Origin of the sequence: Actinomadura sp. DC4, assembly GCF_030406325.1 — a bacterium.
GTDB lineage: Bacteria > Actinomycetota > Actinomycetes > Streptosporangiales > Streptosporangiaceae > Actinoallomurus.
On sequence record NZ_JAUEQY010000062.1, the window covers coordinates 1 to 18,196 of the forward strand.

Sequence of the window (18,196 nt, forward strand, 5' to 3'; positions counted from 1 at the left end):
GGGGACGGCCCGTGGGGACGGCCCGTGGGGACGGCCCGTGGGGACGGCCCGTGGGGACGGCCCGTGGGGACGGCCCGTGGGGACGGCCCGTGGGGACGGCCCGTGGGGACGGCCCGTGGGGACGGCCGTCGTGCCGTCTGGGCCGTCCCCACATCGGCGGTCAGCAGGTCTGCTTGTACAGGTACTTGGCGATGTCGGGGCTGTCGACGTTGTCCTTGGTGACGGCCACGAGCTGGGTCTTGATGCGCTTGGTCACCGGCTTGCCGTCCAGGGCGTTCACCGCCTGGTCGACGCCCTGGCGGCCGATCTCCAGCGGCTCCTGGCTGATCAGCGCCTGGATCGTGCCCGCCTTGAGGTCCTCGACCTGCTTGGGGCTGGCGTCGAACTCGACCATTTTCACCGAGCCGACCTTCCTGGCCTGCTTCAGTGACGCCGCCGCGCCCTCGCCGGTGACCAGGTTGGAGCCGAAGATGCCGTCCAGGTCAGGGTTCCTGGACAGCGCGGCGTTGACCACCTCGGTGGTCTTGCCCGCGTCGTCGCCCGGGTACTGCTCGAAGACGAGACTGATGCCCGGATGCCGGCCGAGCTCCTCCTTGAAGCCGCCCACCCGGTCGTCGGTGGTGGCGATGCCCCGCGTGGGCGCCAGCACCATGACCTTGCCCTTGTCGCCGATCAGCTTGGCGAGGGTCTGGGCGGCGAGCCGCCCGCCGAGGCGGTTGTCCGAGGAGATCCGGGACAGGCCCATCGACGGGTCGGACAGCTCGGTGTCCACGAAGACGACCTTGCTGCCGTTGCCGCTGAGCTGACGGATCGGGCCCGCCATCGCGTCCTTGTCCACCGGGGCGATCAGCACCGCGCCCGGACGTGAGGCGGCGACCGAGGTCACGACCTGGGTCTGCTGCGCGACGTCCCACTGGGCCGGCGCCTGGACGCTGAGGCGCGCGCCCAGCCTGGCCGCCTCGGCCTTGGCTCCGCAGTACATCGAGATGTAGAACGGCTCGTTCGCGATGCCCTGGATCAGGGTGAGCTTCTTCTCCCCTCCGCCGGAGGAAGAGGACGAGCCACTGCCTCCGCACGCACCGGTCACCGTTAATGCCAGCGCCGCCGCCGCGACGACGTACCTGTTCACCATGTCACTTGTCCCTCACCGCTCCTCACTCGCTCCGCGTCCAGCTTGCTCCGCGGCGCCGAACACTCCGCTCGCTCGTCGGGATCGCTCCAGGTGCCTCCTTCATTGGCGTTCTCGGGCACTGCGCCGCAACTGGTCGAAGAAGACGGCGACGACCAGGACGGCCCCGACCGCGACGTCGAGCCAGAACCGCTGCGCCCCGAGGATGATCAGGCCGTTGCGCAGCACCCCCGGGATCAGCACCCCGATGACCGTGCCGCCGATGCCGCCGACGCCGCCGAACAGGCTGGCGCCGCCGATGACGACGGCCGCGATCGCGCCCAGGTTGTCGGAGGTGTGGCTGGCGATCGTGGTGGTCGTGTAGTGCGCCAGCGACAGCACGCCGGCCACGCCCGACAGCAGGCCGGACAGGGCGTAGACCTTGATGAGGTGGCGGTCGACCTTGATGCCGACCCGCCGCGAGGCCTCCGCGTTGGAGCCGATCGCGTAGGTGTGCCGGCCGAAACGCGTGAGGGCGAGCAGCAGCCCGAACAGGATCGCGATCGCCACCGCGATGATGACGAGCCACGGGACGCCGGCCACCAGGCCGTACCCGATGGCGTTGGACAGTTTGGCCGGGATCTGGTTCACGTCGCTGCCGTTGGTGATGACCTGGGCCAGGCCGAGTGACACGCCGAGGCTGCCCAGGGTGGCGATGAGCGGCGGGATCTTCGCCTTGGCGACCAGCAGGCCGTTCACGAGGCCCCAGCCGAGGCCGGAGCCGGCCCCGGCCAGCGCGCCGAGGGCGATGGCGCCCCAGCCCGCGGTCGTGCCGCCCAGCGCCACCATCGTCTTGGCCGCGACCACGCCGGAGAACACCAGGATGGAGCCGACCGACAGGTCGATCCCGGCGGTGACGATGACGTAGGTCATGCCGACGGCCAGGACGAGCAGGATCGCCGAGTCGGTCAGCACGTTGCGGATGTTGAAGGTCGTGGCGAACTCCGCCGGCTTGAGCGCGGCGAAGAAAAGGAACAGCGCGACGAGGACGGCCAGCGTCCACAGCGTGTTGGAGCGGAGCAGGGCCAGGACGCGTCCCGCCGGGCTCGTGAGGTCTCCTTCGCCGGAGACGGAGACACCGCCCGCGTCGGCTCGCTCGCTCACGCGGCGTCCTCCTGGTCCAGGCCCCCGGTCATGGCCGAGACGAGTTCCTCCACCGAGGTGTCGGCGGCGGTGAACCTGGCCACCCGGCGGCCGAGGCGCAGCACCTCCACCCGGTCGGCGACCGCGAGTACCTCGGGCATGTTGTGGCTGATCAGCACGACCGTGACACCCCGGTCCCGTACGCGGCGGATCAGGTCGAGGACCTGCTTGCGCTGGACGACGCCGAGCGCCGCGGTCGGCTCGTCCATGAACACCACGCGGGAGGCCCACGCGACCGCGCGCGCCACGGCGACGCACTGCCGCTGACCGCCGGACAACTGGCGTACGGGTGCGGACATGTCCGGCAGGCGGATGCCGAGCTCGTCGAACGCCTCCGCCGCCCGCCGCCGCATTGCGGGCCGGTCCAGCACGTTGAGGAAGGCTAAGCGGGTCAGCTCGCGGCCGAGGAAGAGGTTCGCGGCGGCGTCGAGGTCGTGGGCGAGCGCCAGGTCCTGGTAGACCGTCTCGATGCCGAGCCGCTGGGCGGCGACGGGGCCGGCCAGGTGCACCGGGCGGCCGTCGAGCAGGATCTCTCCCGAGTCGGGGCGCAGCGCGCCGGCCAGCGCCTTCACCAGCGTGCTCTTGCCCGCCCCGTTGTCGCCGATCAGCGCGACGACCTCGCCTTCGTACGCGGTGAAGGCGGCCCCGCGAAGGGCCTGGACGTGGCCGAAGCGTCTCGTGACGCCTCGTGCCTCCAGTAGCGGATCCGTCATGTGCACCTTCCTCGGGGTCAAGGCGGCGGCAGCTCCCCGGAGCCACGGACGATCAGATGGGTCGGCAGGACCTCACGCTGCGGTGGCAGGGCCTCCCCCGCCATGCGGCGGCACAGCAGCTCGGCGGCCCGGCGGCCCATCTCCGCCGGGTAGTGCGCCACGACGGTCACCGGCGTGGCCAGCATGTCGGCGAGCTCCAGATCGTCGAAGCCGACCAGGGCCGTGCCGGTGCCGGCGGCCTGGATGGCGCGCAGCGCGCCGACCGTGAGCCGGTTGTTGCCGGTGAAGACCGCGGTCGGCGGGTCGCCCAGGGCGAGCAGCTCGGCCATCGCGGCCTCCGCGCCGGCCACGTCGTGCTGGCCCGCGCGTACGAGGGACCGGTCCAGCGTGACGCCGTGCTCGCGCAGGGCCTCCTCGTAGCCGCGGAGACGCTCGCTCGCGGTGAAGATGCCGGGCAGGTCGGACAGACAGGCGATACGGCGGTGGCCGTGCTCCACGAGGTGCCTGACGGCCGCGCGCGCCCCGCCGACGTTGTCGATGAGGACGACGTCGGCCTCGAGCGCGTCCTCGGGCGGGCGGTCGATGAACACCGCCGGGGTGCCCATGTTGATCTCGGAGATCAGGTAGCGGTGGTCGCTGCCCGAGGGGACGACGAGCAGGCCGTCCACGCGGCGCTCGCACAGCGAGCGGATGAGGTGGCGTTCGCGCGCGGGGTCCTCGTCGGAGCATCCGGAGATCACCAGGAGGTCGTTCGTGCGGGCGACCTCCTCCACCCCGCGCGCGATCTGGGAGTAGAACGGGTTGGCGACGTCCTTGATGACCAGCCCGAGACTGCGGGTCCGCTTTCCGCCGCGCAGCGCCCGCGCGATGTCGTTACGGCGGAAGCCCAGCGCCGCGATGGCGGCGTCGACCTTCTCGGTCGTGTCCGGCCGCACACCCACCTCGCCGTTGACGACCCGCGAGACGGTCTTGAGGCTCACGCCGGCGTGGCGCGCGACATCGCGCATGGTCGGCCGCATGGGCCCCCTTCTGAACGGCGCCGGCAAATGGCGGGACGAGACGACAACGTTGTCATCTCATCCCGGCGGGTCCGGCGTCAAGCCCGTACGGAAAACCGCGGAGCGCGAGGCTCAGAGCGGGTGCAGGTCCGGGCGCTTGGCGGTGACCTCGTCCCCGGACGAACGGCCCCGCAGGCGGCGCTGGATCCACGGCAGGAAGTACGTCTTCGCCCACTCGATGTCGCTCCTGCGTGAGTCGAGCCAGCCGGCGACGGGTGCGGCCGGGAACGGTTCGCGCCAGTCGCCGGTGGCCGGGACGCCGAGGACCTCGCAGGCGGCGAGCGCGACCCGGCGGTGGCCCTCCTGCGCCAGGTGGATCCGGTCCGCGGACCAGGCGCGCGGGTCGAGCAGTGTCCGCATGGACCACAGGTCCACCACGCGGCAGCCGTGCCGGTCGGCGATGTCGCGTACGTGCAGGTTGTACGTTGCCAGCTTGCCGCGGACGCGGCGCAGCACCGGCACGTCGCGCGTGTCGAAGGAGGTGAACATCAGCACGTCCGCGCCGGTGTCCCGCAGGCGCCGTATCGCGCCCTCCATGGCCTCCGCGAGCCCGTCCGGGTCCGCGCGGGGGCGGAGCAGGTCGTTGCCGCCGGCCGAGAACGTGATCAGGTCCGGCCGCAGCTCGACGGCGCGCGGCACCTGGTCGGCGATGACCTGGCGCAGCACCTTGCCGCGTACGGCGAGGTTGGCGTAGCGCAGCCCGTCAACGGAGGAGGAGGCGGCGGCGAGATGTTCGGCGAGCCGGTCGGCCCAGCCGCGGTAACCGCCGGCCGGGTCCGGATCGTTGAGGCCCTCGGTGAAACTGTCACCGAGGGCCACATATGAGGAGTAAGTCGAAGCGGAGTCGGTCACATCGACCAATGATGCATCGACGTCCGCGACGACGTTCATCGGGGTCAGTGGTTGATCGGCACTCCTCGGCCGCGCATCGACAGAGCGTGTTCGACGAGCGTGATGAGCGTCGCCTTGGTCGACTCGCGATTCCGTGCGTCACACGTCACGATCGGCACGTGCTGGCCGATCGTGAGCGCGTCACGGATGTCCTCGATGGCGTGCGTGTACACGCCGTCGAAGCCGTTGATGCCCACGACGAAGGGCACCCCGGACTCCTCGAAGTAGTCGACCGCGGCGAACGAGTCGGCGAGCCGGCGGGTGTCCACGAGGACGACCGCGCCGATCGCACCCTTGACCAGGTCGTCCCACATGAACCAGAAACGGTGCTGGCCGGGTGTGCCGAACAGATAGAGGATGAGCTCTCGGTCGAGGCTGACCCGGCCGAAGTCCATCGCGACGGTCGTGGTGGTCTTGTCCGGGGTCGACGAGAGGTCGTCGACCTCCGTGCTGGCCTGGGTCATCACCGCCTCGGTCGTCAGCGGCATGATCTCCGAGACCGATCCGACAAAAGTCGTCTTCCCGACCCCGAAGCCACCTCCGACGATGATCTTGACGGAGGTCATGCCAGAGGTCAGACCAGAGCCGGAAGAACCCGGATTAGAGCTTGCGAAGTCCACTGAGAACCCTTTCCAGCAGCTGGAGGTCAGGCTGCCCCTCAGTGAAGGGAGACTGATGCAGGCGCAGCAGGCCTTCGTGTGCCATGTCCGCGATGAGCACACGGGCTACGCCGAGCGGCAGTCGGAGCAGGGCCGACACTTCCGCCACCGAACGCCAGTTACGGCACAGATCGATGATGGCTTTGTACTCGGGGGTGAGAGTCGTGATGTCTTGACGCGGGTACGGTGCGACCGAGATCAACGCCTCGATCGGCAGGTCGTACCGCGGCTTGGTGCGTCCGCCGGTGACCGCGTAGGGCCGCACCAGCGAACTCGAGTCTCCCGTCTCCGAGGGCGGCGAGGGCGGCCCCGGCGGCGGGTCTCGGTGCGGACCTGGGTTCGGCCCGGACAACGAGCCGTACCCGTAGTTGCCGTACCTGCCGCCGTCCACCCTTAACCGATCCCAGGTTCCGCGCGCAGGGCAGGTGTCAGCACCCGGCCCACGCGCTCGACGAGCAGTGCCATTTCGTAGGCCACCAATCCCATATCGCAGTCGGGTGCGGCGAGGACGCCCAGCACGGAACCGTCACTGATCGCCATTACGAACAACAGCCCTCGTTCCATCTCCACGAGGGTCTGGGTGACCGCCCCGCCCTCGAAGATGCGGGCCGCGCCCTGGGTGAGGCTGGTCAGTCCCGAGGCGATCGCGGCGAGCTGGTCGACGCGGTCGGCCGGGAAGCCTTCGGAGTACGCCATCGGCAGACCGTCGGAGGAGACCACCACGGCGTGCGCGACTCGGGGGACGCGTTCGACGAATGTCGTCACCAGCCAACTGAGGTCCTGGCGGCTGTTCACTGGTTCTCCCGTTCATCATCTTCGGGCCGGGTCGCGGCGCGACCCTTACGTACGCCCTGCTGGAAGCTCGCGAAACGGTTCCGTACAGCTTCGGCCTGCGGCGGGCGGGATTCCGCCGGGGGAGGCGCCTGCTGCGCGGGCTGAGCGGGCTGAGCTGGCTGTTCTGGTCTGGGCACCGCGCCCACCGAGCCGGGGATCCGGTTGCTTCCCGGAACCCTCTTCGGCAGACCGGTACTGGTCTGCCCGCCGGTTGCCGGGGCGCGGATCGTCTCCGCGGCTCGCCAACCTTCGTCGCCCGGTGACGACCACTCCCGCGGCGGGGAGGAATCAGCACGGTTCATAGATCCTGTCTTACGCCGCTGGAACCATTCCGACTGCATTGCCTCGAAGATAGGCGAACGTCCGTTGTTCTCACTCATCGGCCGGCTATCACCGAAGGCCGACACAGCCGGCTGAGGCTGCGGCTGCGGCCGGGGCGGCGGCTCCGGCGGCGGCTGACTCGGCGGCGGGCCGGCCGACCTCGCGGACGGCGGCACGCCCTGCGGACGCGACGAACGCGACGGCGCGGTCGAACCCGGTCCACGCCCTGGCGGCGACGTCGGCGCCGACTTGCGCTTGGGCAGCGTCGAGCCGTGGGACCGCAGGGGCTCGCGGGGGGTGTCCGGAACCGGAGGCCGGTCCATCTCCCCCGGCCGCGGAAGGTCACCCGGCCGCGACATCTCATTCGGCCGTGGCATCTCGCCGGGCCGGGAGATCTCACCGCGTACGGGCGGCGGCTGCACCGCCGACCGGTCCATGGCCGGACCACCCGGGAGCGATTCGATCCGCTGGGGCCGGACCTTGCCCGCGTCCTGCATGATCGCGTTGGGCGCGAGGATGACGAACGCGGTGAGGCCGCCGGACAGCGCGGCCCGCAGCTCGACACGGATGCCGTGCCGCTGGGCAAGACGACCGACCACGAACAGGCCCATGCGGCGGGACACCGAGACGTCGATGGTCGGCGGGTTGGCCAGCCGCCAGTTGGCCTCTTCAAGCTCCTCCGGCGACATGCCGACGCCGCTGTCGGAGATCTGGAGCATGGCCCCGCCACCGCTGAGCAGGTGTCCGGAGACCGCGACCTTGGTGTGCTCGGGTGAGAAGGAGGTGGAGTTCTCCACCAGCTCCGCCACGAGGTGGACGAGGTCGTTGACGACCCGGCCGTTGACCGAGACCTCGTCCTGGATCCGCAGGGTGATCCGCTCGTACTGCTCGACCTCGGACAGCGAGGCGCGAACGATGTCCACGAGCGGGACCGGCTTGTTCCACCGGCGCGCCTGGTCCTGGCCGCCGAGAACCAGGAGGTTCTCACAGTTGCGGCGCATACGGGTCGCGAGGTGGTCCAGCTTGAAGAGGCTGTCCAGCCGGCCGGAGTCCTGCTCGCTCTGCTCGAGATCCTCGATCAGTCGCAGCTGGCGCTCGATGAGCGACTGGCTGCGGCGGGAGAGGTTGACGAACATCGCGTTGACGTTGCCCCGCATCATGGCCTCGTTGGAGGCCAGGCGTACCGCTTCGCGGTGGACCTCGTCGAAGGCCCGCGCGACCTCACCGATCTCGTCGGTCGAATCGACCTCGATCGGCTCGACGTCGAAGTTGACCTGCTCGACGTCGGGTTCGCGCAGCCGGCGAACGAAGTCCGGCAGCCGGCTGCCGGCCACGTCCAGGGCACCGGTACGCAACCGGCGCAGCGGACGTACGAGCGACTGCGCCACGATCACGACCGCGAGGATCACGAGCAACAGGACGAAGAGCAGGAGGCCGCCGACCAGCATGGCCGAACGCTGCGCCTGAGTCTTCAGGTCGTTGCTCTTGTCCAGGAGGTTGTGGACGAGCCGGTCCTCGACGACGCGCATCTTGTCGGAGCGGACCGTCATGTCGTTGAACCACGTGCGCGGATCGCTGTTCTGCATGCCGACCAGTTGCAGGTCGGGTGCCTTGCTCGCCGTGTTGTCGGCCTGCTGGCGGATGAGCTCCGCCTGGTCGACCTCCGGCCCGGCGACCGTGTCGGAGTAGAGCTGGTTCTCCTCCGCCGTGGCCGATGCCTGGAACGCCGCGATGTCGGTGTCCCGCTGGCTTCGCGCCGCCTGGAACTCCTCGAACGTGCCGGGCTGGAAGCCCTTGGCCGCCAGCGCCACGGCGAGGTAGCCGCGCTCCTTGGAGGAGTCCTCCTTGGCCGCGGCCAGAGAGGAGAGCGACCGTGAGGTCTCCGCCAGATCGGCGTCCGAGCTGCCCTGAGAGATGAGGTTGTTGAAGTTCAGGAAGTCCGAGACGAACTCGCTGTACTTGTCGACCGTCGCGTCAGGGGGCAGCTTGCTCTGTGTCGCTTGCGCGCGCAGGCTCGGCAACTGGTCGAGCCGGTTGAGGATGTCGCGTACCTGGGTCCGTACGAGGCTCGGATAAGAGCCGTCGATGTGGCCGGCCTGGGCGCGTACGCCCTGCACGGCCGTGTCCACCTGGCCTTCGACGCGCTGCAGGTCGCTCTTGGTCGCGCTGTTGCCGGTCGAGGCGACATAGAGGGCTGTCATGTCGCGCTCGCCCTCAAGCGCGTGCGTCAGCACACTCAGCTTGTCGCCCAGCGCGGCCAGCTGCTCAATGCGCCCGAACGTCGTCGCGTTACCCAGAGCGCTGCTGACTCGCAGACCCGCGAGTACGCCGGCCACGATCGTCGGGATGACGATGAGCGCGACGAGCCGTACCGACACTTTCCAGTTGCGAAGCCCGAAGCGTGTCACGAAGCGCCTGTTGGGGCGGCCCGCGCCTTCGTCCGTCGGCTGGGATGTGTCCACGACGCTCTGTCGCGGTCGATCTCCGTCGCTGTCCACACTACCTTCCGCTGCGTCTCACCGGATCAAACCGTCCTGGGCTCCTGCCGAACGATGCAGTCGACCGACGGGAGGCACCTGCCAGTCGAGCACAGTTACGCCAACACAGAGTGGTCTCGCTACCCAAAACGGAACCGACTGCATATAACCGAGGCGATCCTATGTCCCACCTAACTTATATTTCTCTGTTTTCTGCATCATCCTGCCTAGAAGTCGGGCACGGACTGATTTGCGCGCAACATCATTGCCCTCACCGGACCCCACGGCAAGTGCCGGGGGACCATGTTCGAGCGGAACGAGATCGAACCGAGAGCAATGGTCACAGAGAGTCCCTTCTCGGCGACTCATCGGTCACCAATAACGGACGGCATTCACCGTACGCGGGCTCCCGCGAACCGGACGGCGAGGGGTGCCGCCGTCCGTCACCGAAAGTAGCACCCGAAGGCCCGGCAATCCGGACGGACGCCCCGGAAACTCATCATTAGGATAGGTTCGCCCCACCGCCAGACCAGAGACGGCTCGAAGTCGGAGCCGCCTCATCGGTGCCGTTTCCACGGCACCCGCCACGGCACACCGCCACATTCCGCACGTCAGGCCGGTGTCTACCGGCCGCCAGGGAGTGACCATTGGCTGACCACAGTGTCAGGACACCGGCCCCGGCGACGGATTCCAGTTCAGGTATTCGAGCCCCCGCCGCCTCCACGCCCAGCAGGCTTCGGTCGCCGAAGGGACGCCGCGCCGTCCGCGGGCTGGTCGGCGTGCTGGTGTTCTTGCTGATCGGCGAGGTGATCGGCCGGATCGGGCTGGTGGACCGTTCCTACCTGCCGCCCGCGTCATCCGTGCTCGCCCGCGCCGGGGGCCTCCTGACAGACGGCGGATTCCTTCAGGACGTGGCCTGGACCCTGAAGGTATGGGCGGTGGGCCTGCTCATCGCCGTCGTCATCGCGGTGCCGGTCGGGCTGCTGCTCGGCAGCCTGCCGGTCGTGAACTCGGCCGTACGGGTGCTCATCGAGTTCCTGCGCCCGATCCCGGCCGTCGCGCTGATCCCCCTCGTCATCTTGATGATCGCCGATCAGGCGCAGATCGAGCAGACCCTCGCCGCGTACGCCGCGATGTGGCCGATCCTGATCAACACGGTCTACGCCGTCGGCGACGTGGACCCGGTTCCGCGCGAGATGGCGCGCTCGTTCGGCCTCGGCCGGGCGGTGATCCTGGCCCGGGTCGCGCTGCCCAGCGTCGCGCCGTTCGTGGCCACCGGCATCCGGGTGGCGTCCTCGATCGCCCTCATCGTCACCATCAGCACGGAGCTGACCGCCGGCGGCGGGGAGCACGGCATCGGGATCTTCATCCTCAACGCCAGCTCCGACGCGACCCACGCCGACGTCGTCTTCGCGGCGGCGGGCATCGCCGGCCTGCTCGGATACTTGATCGACGTCACCATGCGCACCATCGAGCGGCGCCTGTTCCGCTGGCACTACGAACGTCTCGGGAGAGCCTCATGAGCACCACGACCGCGCCGGTCGCGGCCGCGCCGCGCAGAACCCGGCCGTTCGGCCGGTCCGGGCCGGCCGGCCTGGCTCTTCGCTGGGCGGTCTTCGCCGTGGCGGTGGCGATCTGGCAGCTCGTGACGTACGTCGGCGTGCCCGAGGACGACAAGCTGTACTTCCCGCACCCCACGACGATCGCCAAACGGATGTACGACCTGTGGCTGACCGGCCCGGCGAGCCATCTGTTCCTCACCGAGGCCGCGACCGAGAACGTCCTGCCCAGCATCGGCCGGATGCTCGCCGGCTGGGCCATCGCCGTGGTGATCGGGGTGAGCCTGGGCGTGCTGCTCGGCCGCTCCCAGACGCTGCTGGACTACGTCGACCCGCTGATCCAGTTCTTCCGCGCGCTCCCGTCGCCGACACTGATCCCGGTCTTCATCGTCTTGTTCAAGCTCGGCCTGACCATGCGGCTCGCGGTGATCGTCTTCGGCGTGCTCTGGCCGATCCTGCTCAACTCGATCGAGGGGGCCCGCTCGGTCGAGCCGCTGCAGATCGACATCTCCCGGGTGTTCGCGCTGTCGCGGGTCGAGCGGTTCCGGCTGATCGTGGTGCCCTCGGCCGGACCGAAGATCTTCGCCGGCCTGCGCGTGAGCCTGTCGCTGTCGATCATCCTGATGGTGATCTCGGAGATGGTCGGCGGCACGAACGGCATCGGCTACACGCTCTACGCGGCCAAGGACTCCTTCGAGTTGCCCGACATGTGGGCGGCCATCGTGCTCCTGGGCATCATCGGGTACTCCTTCAACGCCGCGCTGCTGGCGGTCGAGCGGCGCGTGCTCGCCTGGCACCGCGGCGCGCGGCGCGTCGACCAGTAGCGGAGCGACGGCGGCGGCCCGCGACCTTCCCGGTCGCGGGCCGCCGTTTCGTTTCGTCAGGGCCCGAGGTAGTCCGGGTCCGTCATGATCTCGATCAGCGCCGGACCCTGCTGGGCCCGTGCCTTCGCCATCGCCTCGCCGAGCTCGCCGGCGCTGTGGATGCGCTGTCCGAAAACGCCGTATCCACGCGCGAGCGCGGACACGTCGATGCCCGACAGATCCTTGCCCGGGAAGTCGCCGCGCTCGACCGCGGTGCCCCCGTAGCGCCGCAGAGCGGCCGCCACCGCCGCGTACGACTCGTTGTTGATAACCACGTACGTGACCGGGATCTGGTAGCGGGCGGCGACCCAGAGGCCCTGCGGGCCGAACTGGAAGGCACCGTCGCCCAGGACGGCGACCACCTCGCGCTCGGGCCGGCCGAGCTTGATGCCGAGCGCCGCGCCCATCGCCCAGCCGAGCGACCCCGACGAGGTCGTGTAGTACTGGTGCGGCGGGTCCTGCGGAAGGCGCCGCAGAAGGATCGCCCCGGTCGTCGTCGCGTCGCCGACGACCGTGGTGTTCTCCCCGACCTGCTCGGCCAGCGCGGCCGCGACCGCGGCGACGTTCTCGACGCCCTCGGTCTCGGGCGGCAGCGGACCGGGGTCGGCCTCGTACTCCGCGCGCGCCTCCGCCACCCGGCCGGCGCGTGCCGCGAGATCCCCTTCGGGAAGCCCGGCGAGCAGGGCGGACAGCGCGAGACGCTCGTCCGCCACGATGCCGACGTCGACGCCGTAGATGTTGCCGATCTCGGCCGCGTCGGAGTGGATGTGCACCGTACGCGCGCCCTCCGGCACGTCGGAACCGCGCGGCACCTCGAACTCGGTGAAGCAGCGGCAGCCCGCGAACACGATCACGTCGCTGTCGCGCACCATCGGGCGGTTCGCGGCGTACAGCCCGGCGTAGTTCGGATGCGACGTGGGGAACCCGGGCCGCTCGTAGGTCCGCCGGTCCTCGTTGACCACCGGAACGCCCAGCCGCTCGGCGAGCGCGATCAGCTCGCCGACCGCACCGTGCCGCGCCACCTCCGCACCGGCCACCAGCAGCGGGCTGGCGGCGGAGGCGAGCAGGCCGGCCGCCTCGCGGACCAGGTCGGGGTCCGGAGCGGTACGCGCCCGGGGGCGGAAACGCCCGGGGTCGGGCACCGGCGTGGTGCAAGTGCCGTTCATCAGGTCCTGTGACAGGCCCACCCAGGTCGGCCCGGCCGGCTCGGTGAGCGCGAGCCGGAAGGCCCGGTTGAGGTCCTCGGGGATCTCCTCGGTCCGCAGCGACTGCCACTGCGAGCGCACGTACGGCTCGGCCAGGCGGCCGGTGTCCGGGATGCACGTGAAGCCCTGGTGGGACTGGAGCAGCGTGGGCTTCAGGCCGTTGAGGACCACGACCGGCGATCGGGCCAGGCGGGCCGCGTTCAGGTGGCCGAGGCCGTTCGCGAGCCCGACGTGGGTGTGCAGGTACGCGACGGCCGGCTCGCCGGTGACGCGGGCGTAACCGTCGGCCGCGGACACCGCGATCGACTCGTGCGGGGTGAGGACGACCTCGAAGTCGGGATGGTCCAGCGTCGCGTCCAGGAACGCCGCCTCTGTGCTTCCCGGGCAGGTGAAGACGCGTCGCACCCCCCAGGCGAGGAGGGTCTCCAGCACCGCCCGTCCGCCGCTGCGGCCCGGGCCGGTCACGCCGGCCGTCCCGCTGCGGACACGGACGATCTCGTCTGGGGAGAGATGAGCAGGGATGGGAACATGGCCCTCTTTTCATTCGATGCCAGCGGGCATGTCGGCCCCGGACCGGCGGCGCACACCACGTCAGAGCCCTCGGGCCTCGCGGTCCGCCGGCCGAGCCTCAGCGCGCATCGGATGCTATAGCACCGGTCTCTGACGAATTGCCGTGACTGCCCCAGTTACGACCAGTTCATCCCTGGGTCGCTCACACGGCCCCGAACAGCGCGATCGCGACCACACCACGACCACAGTTCGTGCACGCTGGGTGACGAGAGTCCAGATCGTCCGGTTCTGATACACGTTTTGCGGTAGGTACCCAGACGTACGGATGTTGCGGGCCTATACTCTGGCGCGGCCGTACTCTGAGTGACCTGAAGCCGGTGGTCGAGGCCTGCCCGCCTCCCCGCGCACGCCGACTAAGGGTCCAGCGCGATTCCCCCACAAGGAGTTTCATGAAAATACGTCGCTGGACTTATGCGACTGCCCTTATCACGCTTGCCTTGTCGGCCCTCACCGCGTGCGGTGACTCCGACTCCTCCAAGAGTTCGAGCGGCCTGGAGAAGACGAATATCAAGGTGGGCGTGCTGCCGATCGCGGATGCCGCGAGCATCTATATCGCGCGAAGCAAGGGCTATTTCAAGGCCGAGGGCCTCAACGTCACCCCGACGATCCTGGCCAACGGCTCCGTGACCATCTCCAAGGTCATGTCGGGCGGCGTGGACATGTCCTACAGCGCCTACATCCCGATCGTCCAGGCGGCCTCGACGGGCATCAAGGTGAAGGTGATCGCGGACGGCTACCAGGGGCGCAGCAACCTGTACCCCATCATCACGGTGCCGAACTCGTCGATCCACAGCGCCAAGCAGCTGGCCGGCAAGAAGATCGGCCTGATCAACGCGAAGGGCTTCCCGTCCCTGCTGACCAACGCCGCGCTGAAGAACGCCGGGGTCAACCCCAAGGACGCTCATCTCGTCGAGATCCAGTACCCCCAGATGCCGGCCGCGCTGGAGAACCACTCCATCGACGCCGCCTTCATGACTGAGCCCTACCTCAGTCAGTCCCAGCAGAAGTTCGGCGCGCGTGTCATCGTCGACACGATGAGCGGGCCGACGGCCGACCTCCCGGTCGGCGGGTACATGACCTCGCAGAAGTTCGCCAAGGAGAACCCCAAGACCGTCGCCGCCTTCCAGCGCGCCATCGCCAAGGCCCAGGCCGCGGCGACGGACCGCAACCTGGTCGGGCAGATCCTGCCGACCTACATCAAGGGCCTGTCGCCGCAGGTCGCCCAGACGATCACCCTGGGCGTCTATCCGCAGACCCTCAGCAAGACCCGCCTGCAGCGGGTCGCCGACCTCATGAACGAGCTCGGTGTCCTCAAGCAGCACTACGACGTGCAGGGCATCCTCTAGTAGATCCCTGACTTCGTCCCGCGACCCCGGTCGCGGGAGACCGGTCGTCCCGCGAGCCCCCGCGGGACGGCCGGTTTCGCTTTCCGCCCTGGGGACGCACCCGGCCGTCCGCGCTTTCGCGTCGTGGGGCCCTATGTCCCGGTGGTGGCGGACCCATATCCGGCGCTCTCGCTGACGTAAGCCCCGGCACGCCGCCGTTGACCTGGCCATTCACTTTCCGGCAGGCCGCGCATCACGGTGCGGGCGCGCGACTTTCGGCGCAGGATGCATTACCCATGTCGCGCTCGCGTGCGCTGGGTTACCATTGGCGTTTCCGACAAACGGAGCTGTGGGGTTCAAATCGTGCTTGAAGTGCTGAAACTTACCCACACGTACGGTGATCAGACGGCTCTCGACGACGTGACATTCGAGGTCGGCGAAAGCGAACTCGTCAGTATCGTCGGCAAGTCAGGCTGCGGTAAATCCACACTCCTGCGGGCCATCGCCGGCCTGATGGAACCGACCGACGGCGAAGTCAGGCTCTCCGGCCGGCCGGTCAACGGTGTCCCCGACGACCTCGCGGTCGTCTTCCAGGACTACTCACGCTCCCTCCTCCCCTGGATGTCGGTCCGCGACAACGTGACCTTCCCGCTGAAGCGTCGCGGCCTGGACCGGACCGCCCGGCGCGAGGCCGCCCGATCGGCGCTGGAGGCGGTCGGTCTGTCCGACGCGGCCGGGAAGTACCCCTGGCAGCTCTCCGGCGGCATGCAGCAGCGGGTCGCCATCGCCCGCGCGCTCGCGTACCGGCCGTCCCTTCTTCTCATGGACGAGCCGTTCGGGTCGGTCGACGCGCAGACGCGCGAGGACCTGGAGGACCTTCTCCTTCAGGTACGCGCGGCCAGCGACATGACGATCCTCCTCGTCACGCACGACATCGATGAGAGCGTGTACGTCAGCGACCGCATTCTCGTCATGGGCCGCTCGCCCGGCCGGGTGATCGCCGACCTGAGCGTCGGCCTGCCCGCCCAGCGCGACCGGATCGAGACCCGCGAACTGCCCGCGTTCGTCCACCTGCGCTCGGAGGTGGGACGCCTCGTCCGCGCCAACGTCTCCTCCGAGGCCGCCTGACCTCTCTTCCCGGCGCTGTCAGGACGAGTAAAGAATCTGCCGACCGCGCCCTTCTTATGGCCTGCGGAGTGCTGTACTGTCCGGACTGATCGTGAGCGGCCGCCTCCTGCGACCGGCCGCCACGTTCCGTCTGCTCCGCCCATTTCCGAGGAACGCCATGCGCCGAGCCGCCTCCCGTATCGCTCTACTCATCGGCCTTTTAGCCGCGGCGACGATGGGCTGCGGCTCCTCCGGCGGCGACGGCGCGGGAAACCGGACGATCACCGTCGCCGCGCTCCCGCTCGTCGACACCGCCGGGCTGCACATCGCGATCCAGCGCGGGTTCTTCGAGGCCGAAGGCCTGCGCGTACGCATCCGGCCGGTGGCACAGAGCATCCAGGCGCTGCCGGCGCTCAAGACCGGCCAGGTCGACGTCATCGCCGGCGGCAACTACGTGACGTTCCTCCAAGCGCAGGAACAGGGGACGCTGAAGCTGCGCGTCCTCGCCGCCGGCGCGAGCCTCGCCCCGCACTTCATGACCGTGCTGACCATGCCGCGCTCCCCCATCAGGCAGCCGAAGGACCTGGTGGGCAGAACGGTCGCGGTGAACATCCTCAACAACGTCCAGTCGCTGACGCTCAACGCGACCCTCAAGGCCGACGGCGTCGACCCGTCGAAGGTGAGGTACCGCGCGGTGCCGTTCCCGCAGATGGGCGCGGCGCTCCAGAAGGGACAGGTCGACGCGGTGCACGTCGCCGAGCCGTTCGCCACCGACCTGGCGCGCAAGCTCGGCGCCCGCGTCGTCCTCGACGGCGGCAGCGGCGCGGCCGTCGCCGGCCTGCCGGTCAGCGGCTACCTGTCGACGCAGCGGTTCGTGGAGAAGTATCCCAAGGCCGCGGCGGCGTTCCAGCGGGCCATCGAGAAGGCCCAGCAGGCGGCGACGGGCGACCGGAAGACGGTCGACCAGGTGCTGCCGTCCTACGCACGGCTGGACGCCAAGACGGCCGCGGCGCTCAGCCTCCCGGGCTATCCGGCGTCTCTCGACCCCGCCCAGCTCCAGCGGCTGGCCGACATGATGCTCCAGAGCGGCCTGCTGAAGACCAGGCTCGATGCCAGAAGCCTGGTGTTCGCACCGAAGACGCAGTGACGCCGTGACCACCAAGCCCGCCGGACGCAAGGGTCTCACCCGTAGCGGCCGGTGGGCGCGCGGCGTCGCCGGGCTGGCGGTCCTCGCGGCGGCCGGCGAGATCCTCGGCCGCGCCGGCATCGTCGACCGCGACTACCTCCCGCCGGCGTCGGCGGTCATCGTGCGGGCGGCGGGCCTCCTCGGCGACACGGCCTTCCTCGCGGACCTGTGGAGCACGATCCGCGCGTGGGCCATCGGCCTGGCCATCGCGGTCGGCGGCGGAGTGCCGCTCGGGCTGCTGCTGGGCAGCGTGCCGGTCCTGGGCACGGCGGTCCGCGCGATCGTGGAGTTCCTGCGGCCGATCCCCTCGGTCGCGCTCATCCCGCTGGTCAGCCTGATCCTCGGGACCGGCGCCCGTACCGAGGTGACGCTGATCGTGTACGCGGCGGCCTGGCCCGTGCTGTTCAACACGATCTACGGGCTGCAGGACGTCGACCCGGTGGCCAAGGAGACGGTCCGTGCGTACGGGTTCAGCGGGCTCGCGGTGGTCCGGCTCGTCTCGCTGCCGTCGGCGGCGCCGTTCATCGCGACGGGCGTACGGCTGGCCGCGGCGATCGCGCTCATCCTTGCGGTGGGCACCGAGATCCTGTCCGGCTTCGGCGACGGCCTCGGCGTCTTCATCGCCCAGGCCCAGCAGACGGTCGACGGCACCACCGACGTGCTCGCCGGCACGCTGTGGGCGGGCGCGCTCGGCCTGGTCATCAACCTGCTGCTCGTCCGCGGTGAACGACGGCTGTTCCGCTGGCACTTCGCCCGGTCGGAGGCGTCATGAGGGCCGTCGCCCTGACCGGCGCGCGGAGCCGGTACGGCCTGGGCCTGCTGACGGCGGCCCTGCACCGCTGGGCCGCGCTGGCGGTCGTGGTGACCTGCTGGGAGATCGGCGCGCGGGAGGCCGGCAGCGCCTTCTATCCGCCGCCGTCGAGGATCGTCGTCCGGATGTACCACCTCTGGTTCTCCGGCCCGGTCTCCCATGTGTTCCTCACCGGGCAGGCCACGGGCGACGTCCTGCCCAGCCTCGCGCGGATGGCGGTCGGGCTCGCGCTGTCGGTGGTCGAGGTAGGCGAACACCCGCTCGGACCGGCCGAGCGCCAGGCCTGCGCCCACCCCGGCGACCACC

16 protein-coding genes and 1 pseudogene are annotated in these 18,196 nt (G+C 69.8%); 7 read left to right on the forward strand and 10 right to left on the reverse strand.

The features are described 5' to 3' along the window. Window positions 1-160: 160 nt before the first annotated feature. The 9 genes from QWU11_RS46595 to QWU11_RS46635 all read right to left on the reverse strand — a co-directional run bounded on the left by QWU11_RS46595 (window position 161) and on the right by QWU11_RS46635 (window position 9,195). Window positions 161-1,132, reverse strand: a complete 972-nt coding sequence (locus QWU11_RS46595; RefSeq protein WP_290121047.1) for an ABC transporter substrate-binding protein — start codon at window positions 1,130-1,132, stop codon at window positions 161-163. Between the two features lie 99 nt (window positions 1,133-1,231). After that, entirely contained in the window at window positions 1,232-2,272 is a 1,041-nt protein-coding gene (locus QWU11_RS46600) for an ABC transporter permease (RefSeq protein WP_290121048.1), read from the reverse strand. Then, window positions 2,269-3,024: an ATP-binding cassette domain-containing protein gene (locus QWU11_RS46605; RefSeq protein ID WP_290121049.1), complete on the reverse strand. Its 756-nt coding sequence runs from the start codon at window positions 3,022-3,024 to the stop codon at window positions 2,269-2,271. Before QWU11_RS46605 ends, QWU11_RS46600 begins: the two co-directional genes overlap by 4 nt. A 17-nt stretch (window positions 3,025-3,041) precedes the next feature. Further along, a complete protein-coding gene (locus QWU11_RS46610) occupies window positions 3,042-4,031 on the reverse strand; it encodes a LacI family DNA-binding transcriptional regulator (RefSeq protein ID WP_290121050.1) in 990 nt (329 codons plus the stop codon). A 123-nt stretch (window positions 4,032-4,154) separates the two neighbouring features. After that, window positions 4,155-4,934: an SGNH/GDSL hydrolase family protein gene (locus tag QWU11_RS46615; protein ID WP_290121051.1), complete on the reverse strand. Its 780-nt coding sequence runs from the start codon at window positions 4,932-4,934 to the stop codon at window positions 4,155-4,157. A 44-nt stretch (window positions 4,935-4,978) separates the two neighbouring features. Beyond that, window positions 4,979-5,539, reverse strand: a complete 561-nt coding sequence (locus tag QWU11_RS46620) for an ATP/GTP-binding protein (RefSeq protein WP_290121052.1) — start codon at window positions 5,537-5,539, stop codon at window positions 4,979-4,981. A 34-nt stretch (window positions 5,540-5,573) separates the two neighbouring features. Further along, window positions 5,574-6,023 carry a DUF742 domain-containing protein gene (locus QWU11_RS46625; RefSeq protein WP_290121053.1) on the reverse strand — a complete coding sequence of 150 codons (450 nt, stop codon included), beginning with the start codon at window positions 6,021-6,023 and terminating at the stop codon, window positions 5,574-5,576. Window positions 6,024-6,025: 2 nt separating this feature from the next. Beyond that, window positions 6,026-6,397, reverse strand: a complete 372-nt coding sequence (locus QWU11_RS46630; protein ID WP_252800356.1) for a roadblock/LC7 domain-containing protein — start codon at window positions 6,395-6,397, stop codon at window positions 6,026-6,028. 26 nt (window positions 6,398-6,423) lie between these two features. Next, window positions 6,424-9,195, reverse strand: a complete 2,772-nt coding sequence (locus tag QWU11_RS46635) for a nitrate- and nitrite sensing domain-containing protein (RefSeq protein ID WP_290121054.1) — start codon at window positions 9,193-9,195, stop codon at window positions 6,424-6,426. An 848-nt stretch (window positions 9,196-10,043) separates the two neighbouring features. On the opposite strand from QWU11_RS46635, the gene QWU11_RS46640 reads away from it, so the two are divergent. Together QWU11_RS46640 and QWU11_RS46645 are read left to right on the forward strand one after the other, a co-directional pair. Then, on the forward strand, window positions 10,044-10,787 hold the full coding sequence (locus tag QWU11_RS46640; RefSeq protein WP_290121055.1) for an ABC transporter permease: 744 nt from the start codon (window positions 10,044-10,046) through the stop codon (window positions 10,785-10,787). Next, window positions 10,784-11,647, forward strand: a complete 864-nt coding sequence (locus QWU11_RS46645; RefSeq protein ID WP_290121056.1) for an ABC transporter permease — start codon at window positions 10,784-10,786, stop codon at window positions 11,645-11,647. The genes QWU11_RS46640 and QWU11_RS46645 overlap by 4 nt, the downstream gene beginning before the upstream one ends. Before the next feature lie 56 nt (window positions 11,648-11,703). Here the strand turns inward: QWU11_RS46645 and QWU11_RS46650 are convergent, their stop codons facing one another. Beyond that, on the reverse strand, window positions 11,704-13,356 hold the full coding sequence (locus tag QWU11_RS46650) for a thiamine pyrophosphate-binding protein (RefSeq protein WP_290121057.1): 1,653 nt from the start codon (window positions 13,354-13,356) through the stop codon (window positions 11,704-11,706). Between the two features lie 542 nt (window positions 13,357-13,898). Between QWU11_RS46650 and QWU11_RS46655 the strand changes: the two genes are divergently transcribed. The 5 genes and pseudogenes from QWU11_RS46655 to QWU11_RS46675 form a co-directional block, all read left to right on the forward strand. Continuing rightward, on the forward strand, window positions 13,899-14,807 hold the full coding sequence (locus tag QWU11_RS46655; protein WP_290121058.1) for an ABC transporter substrate-binding protein: 909 nt from the start codon (window positions 13,899-13,901) through the stop codon (window positions 14,805-14,807). Window positions 14,808-15,158: 351 nt separating this feature from the next. Beyond that, window positions 15,159-15,914: an ABC transporter ATP-binding protein gene (locus tag QWU11_RS46660; protein ID WP_290121059.1), complete on the forward strand. Its 756-nt coding sequence runs from the start codon at window positions 15,159-15,161 to the stop codon at window positions 15,912-15,914. Between the two features lie 157 nt (window positions 15,915-16,071). After that, window positions 16,072-17,040: an ABC transporter substrate-binding protein gene (locus QWU11_RS46665; RefSeq protein ID WP_290121060.1), complete on the forward strand. Its 969-nt coding sequence runs from the start codon at window positions 16,072-16,074 to the stop codon at window positions 17,038-17,040. A gap of 4 nt (window positions 17,041-17,044) precedes the next feature. Then, a complete protein-coding gene (locus QWU11_RS46670) occupies window positions 17,045-17,851 on the forward strand; it encodes an ABC transporter permease subunit (RefSeq protein ID WP_290121061.1) in 807 nt (268 codons plus the stop codon). Continuing rightward, window positions 17,848-18,196, forward strand: a pseudogene (locus QWU11_RS46675) (hypothetical protein); the annotation flags it as partial. The gene QWU11_RS46670 and the pseudogene QWU11_RS46675, both read left to right, overlap by 4 nt.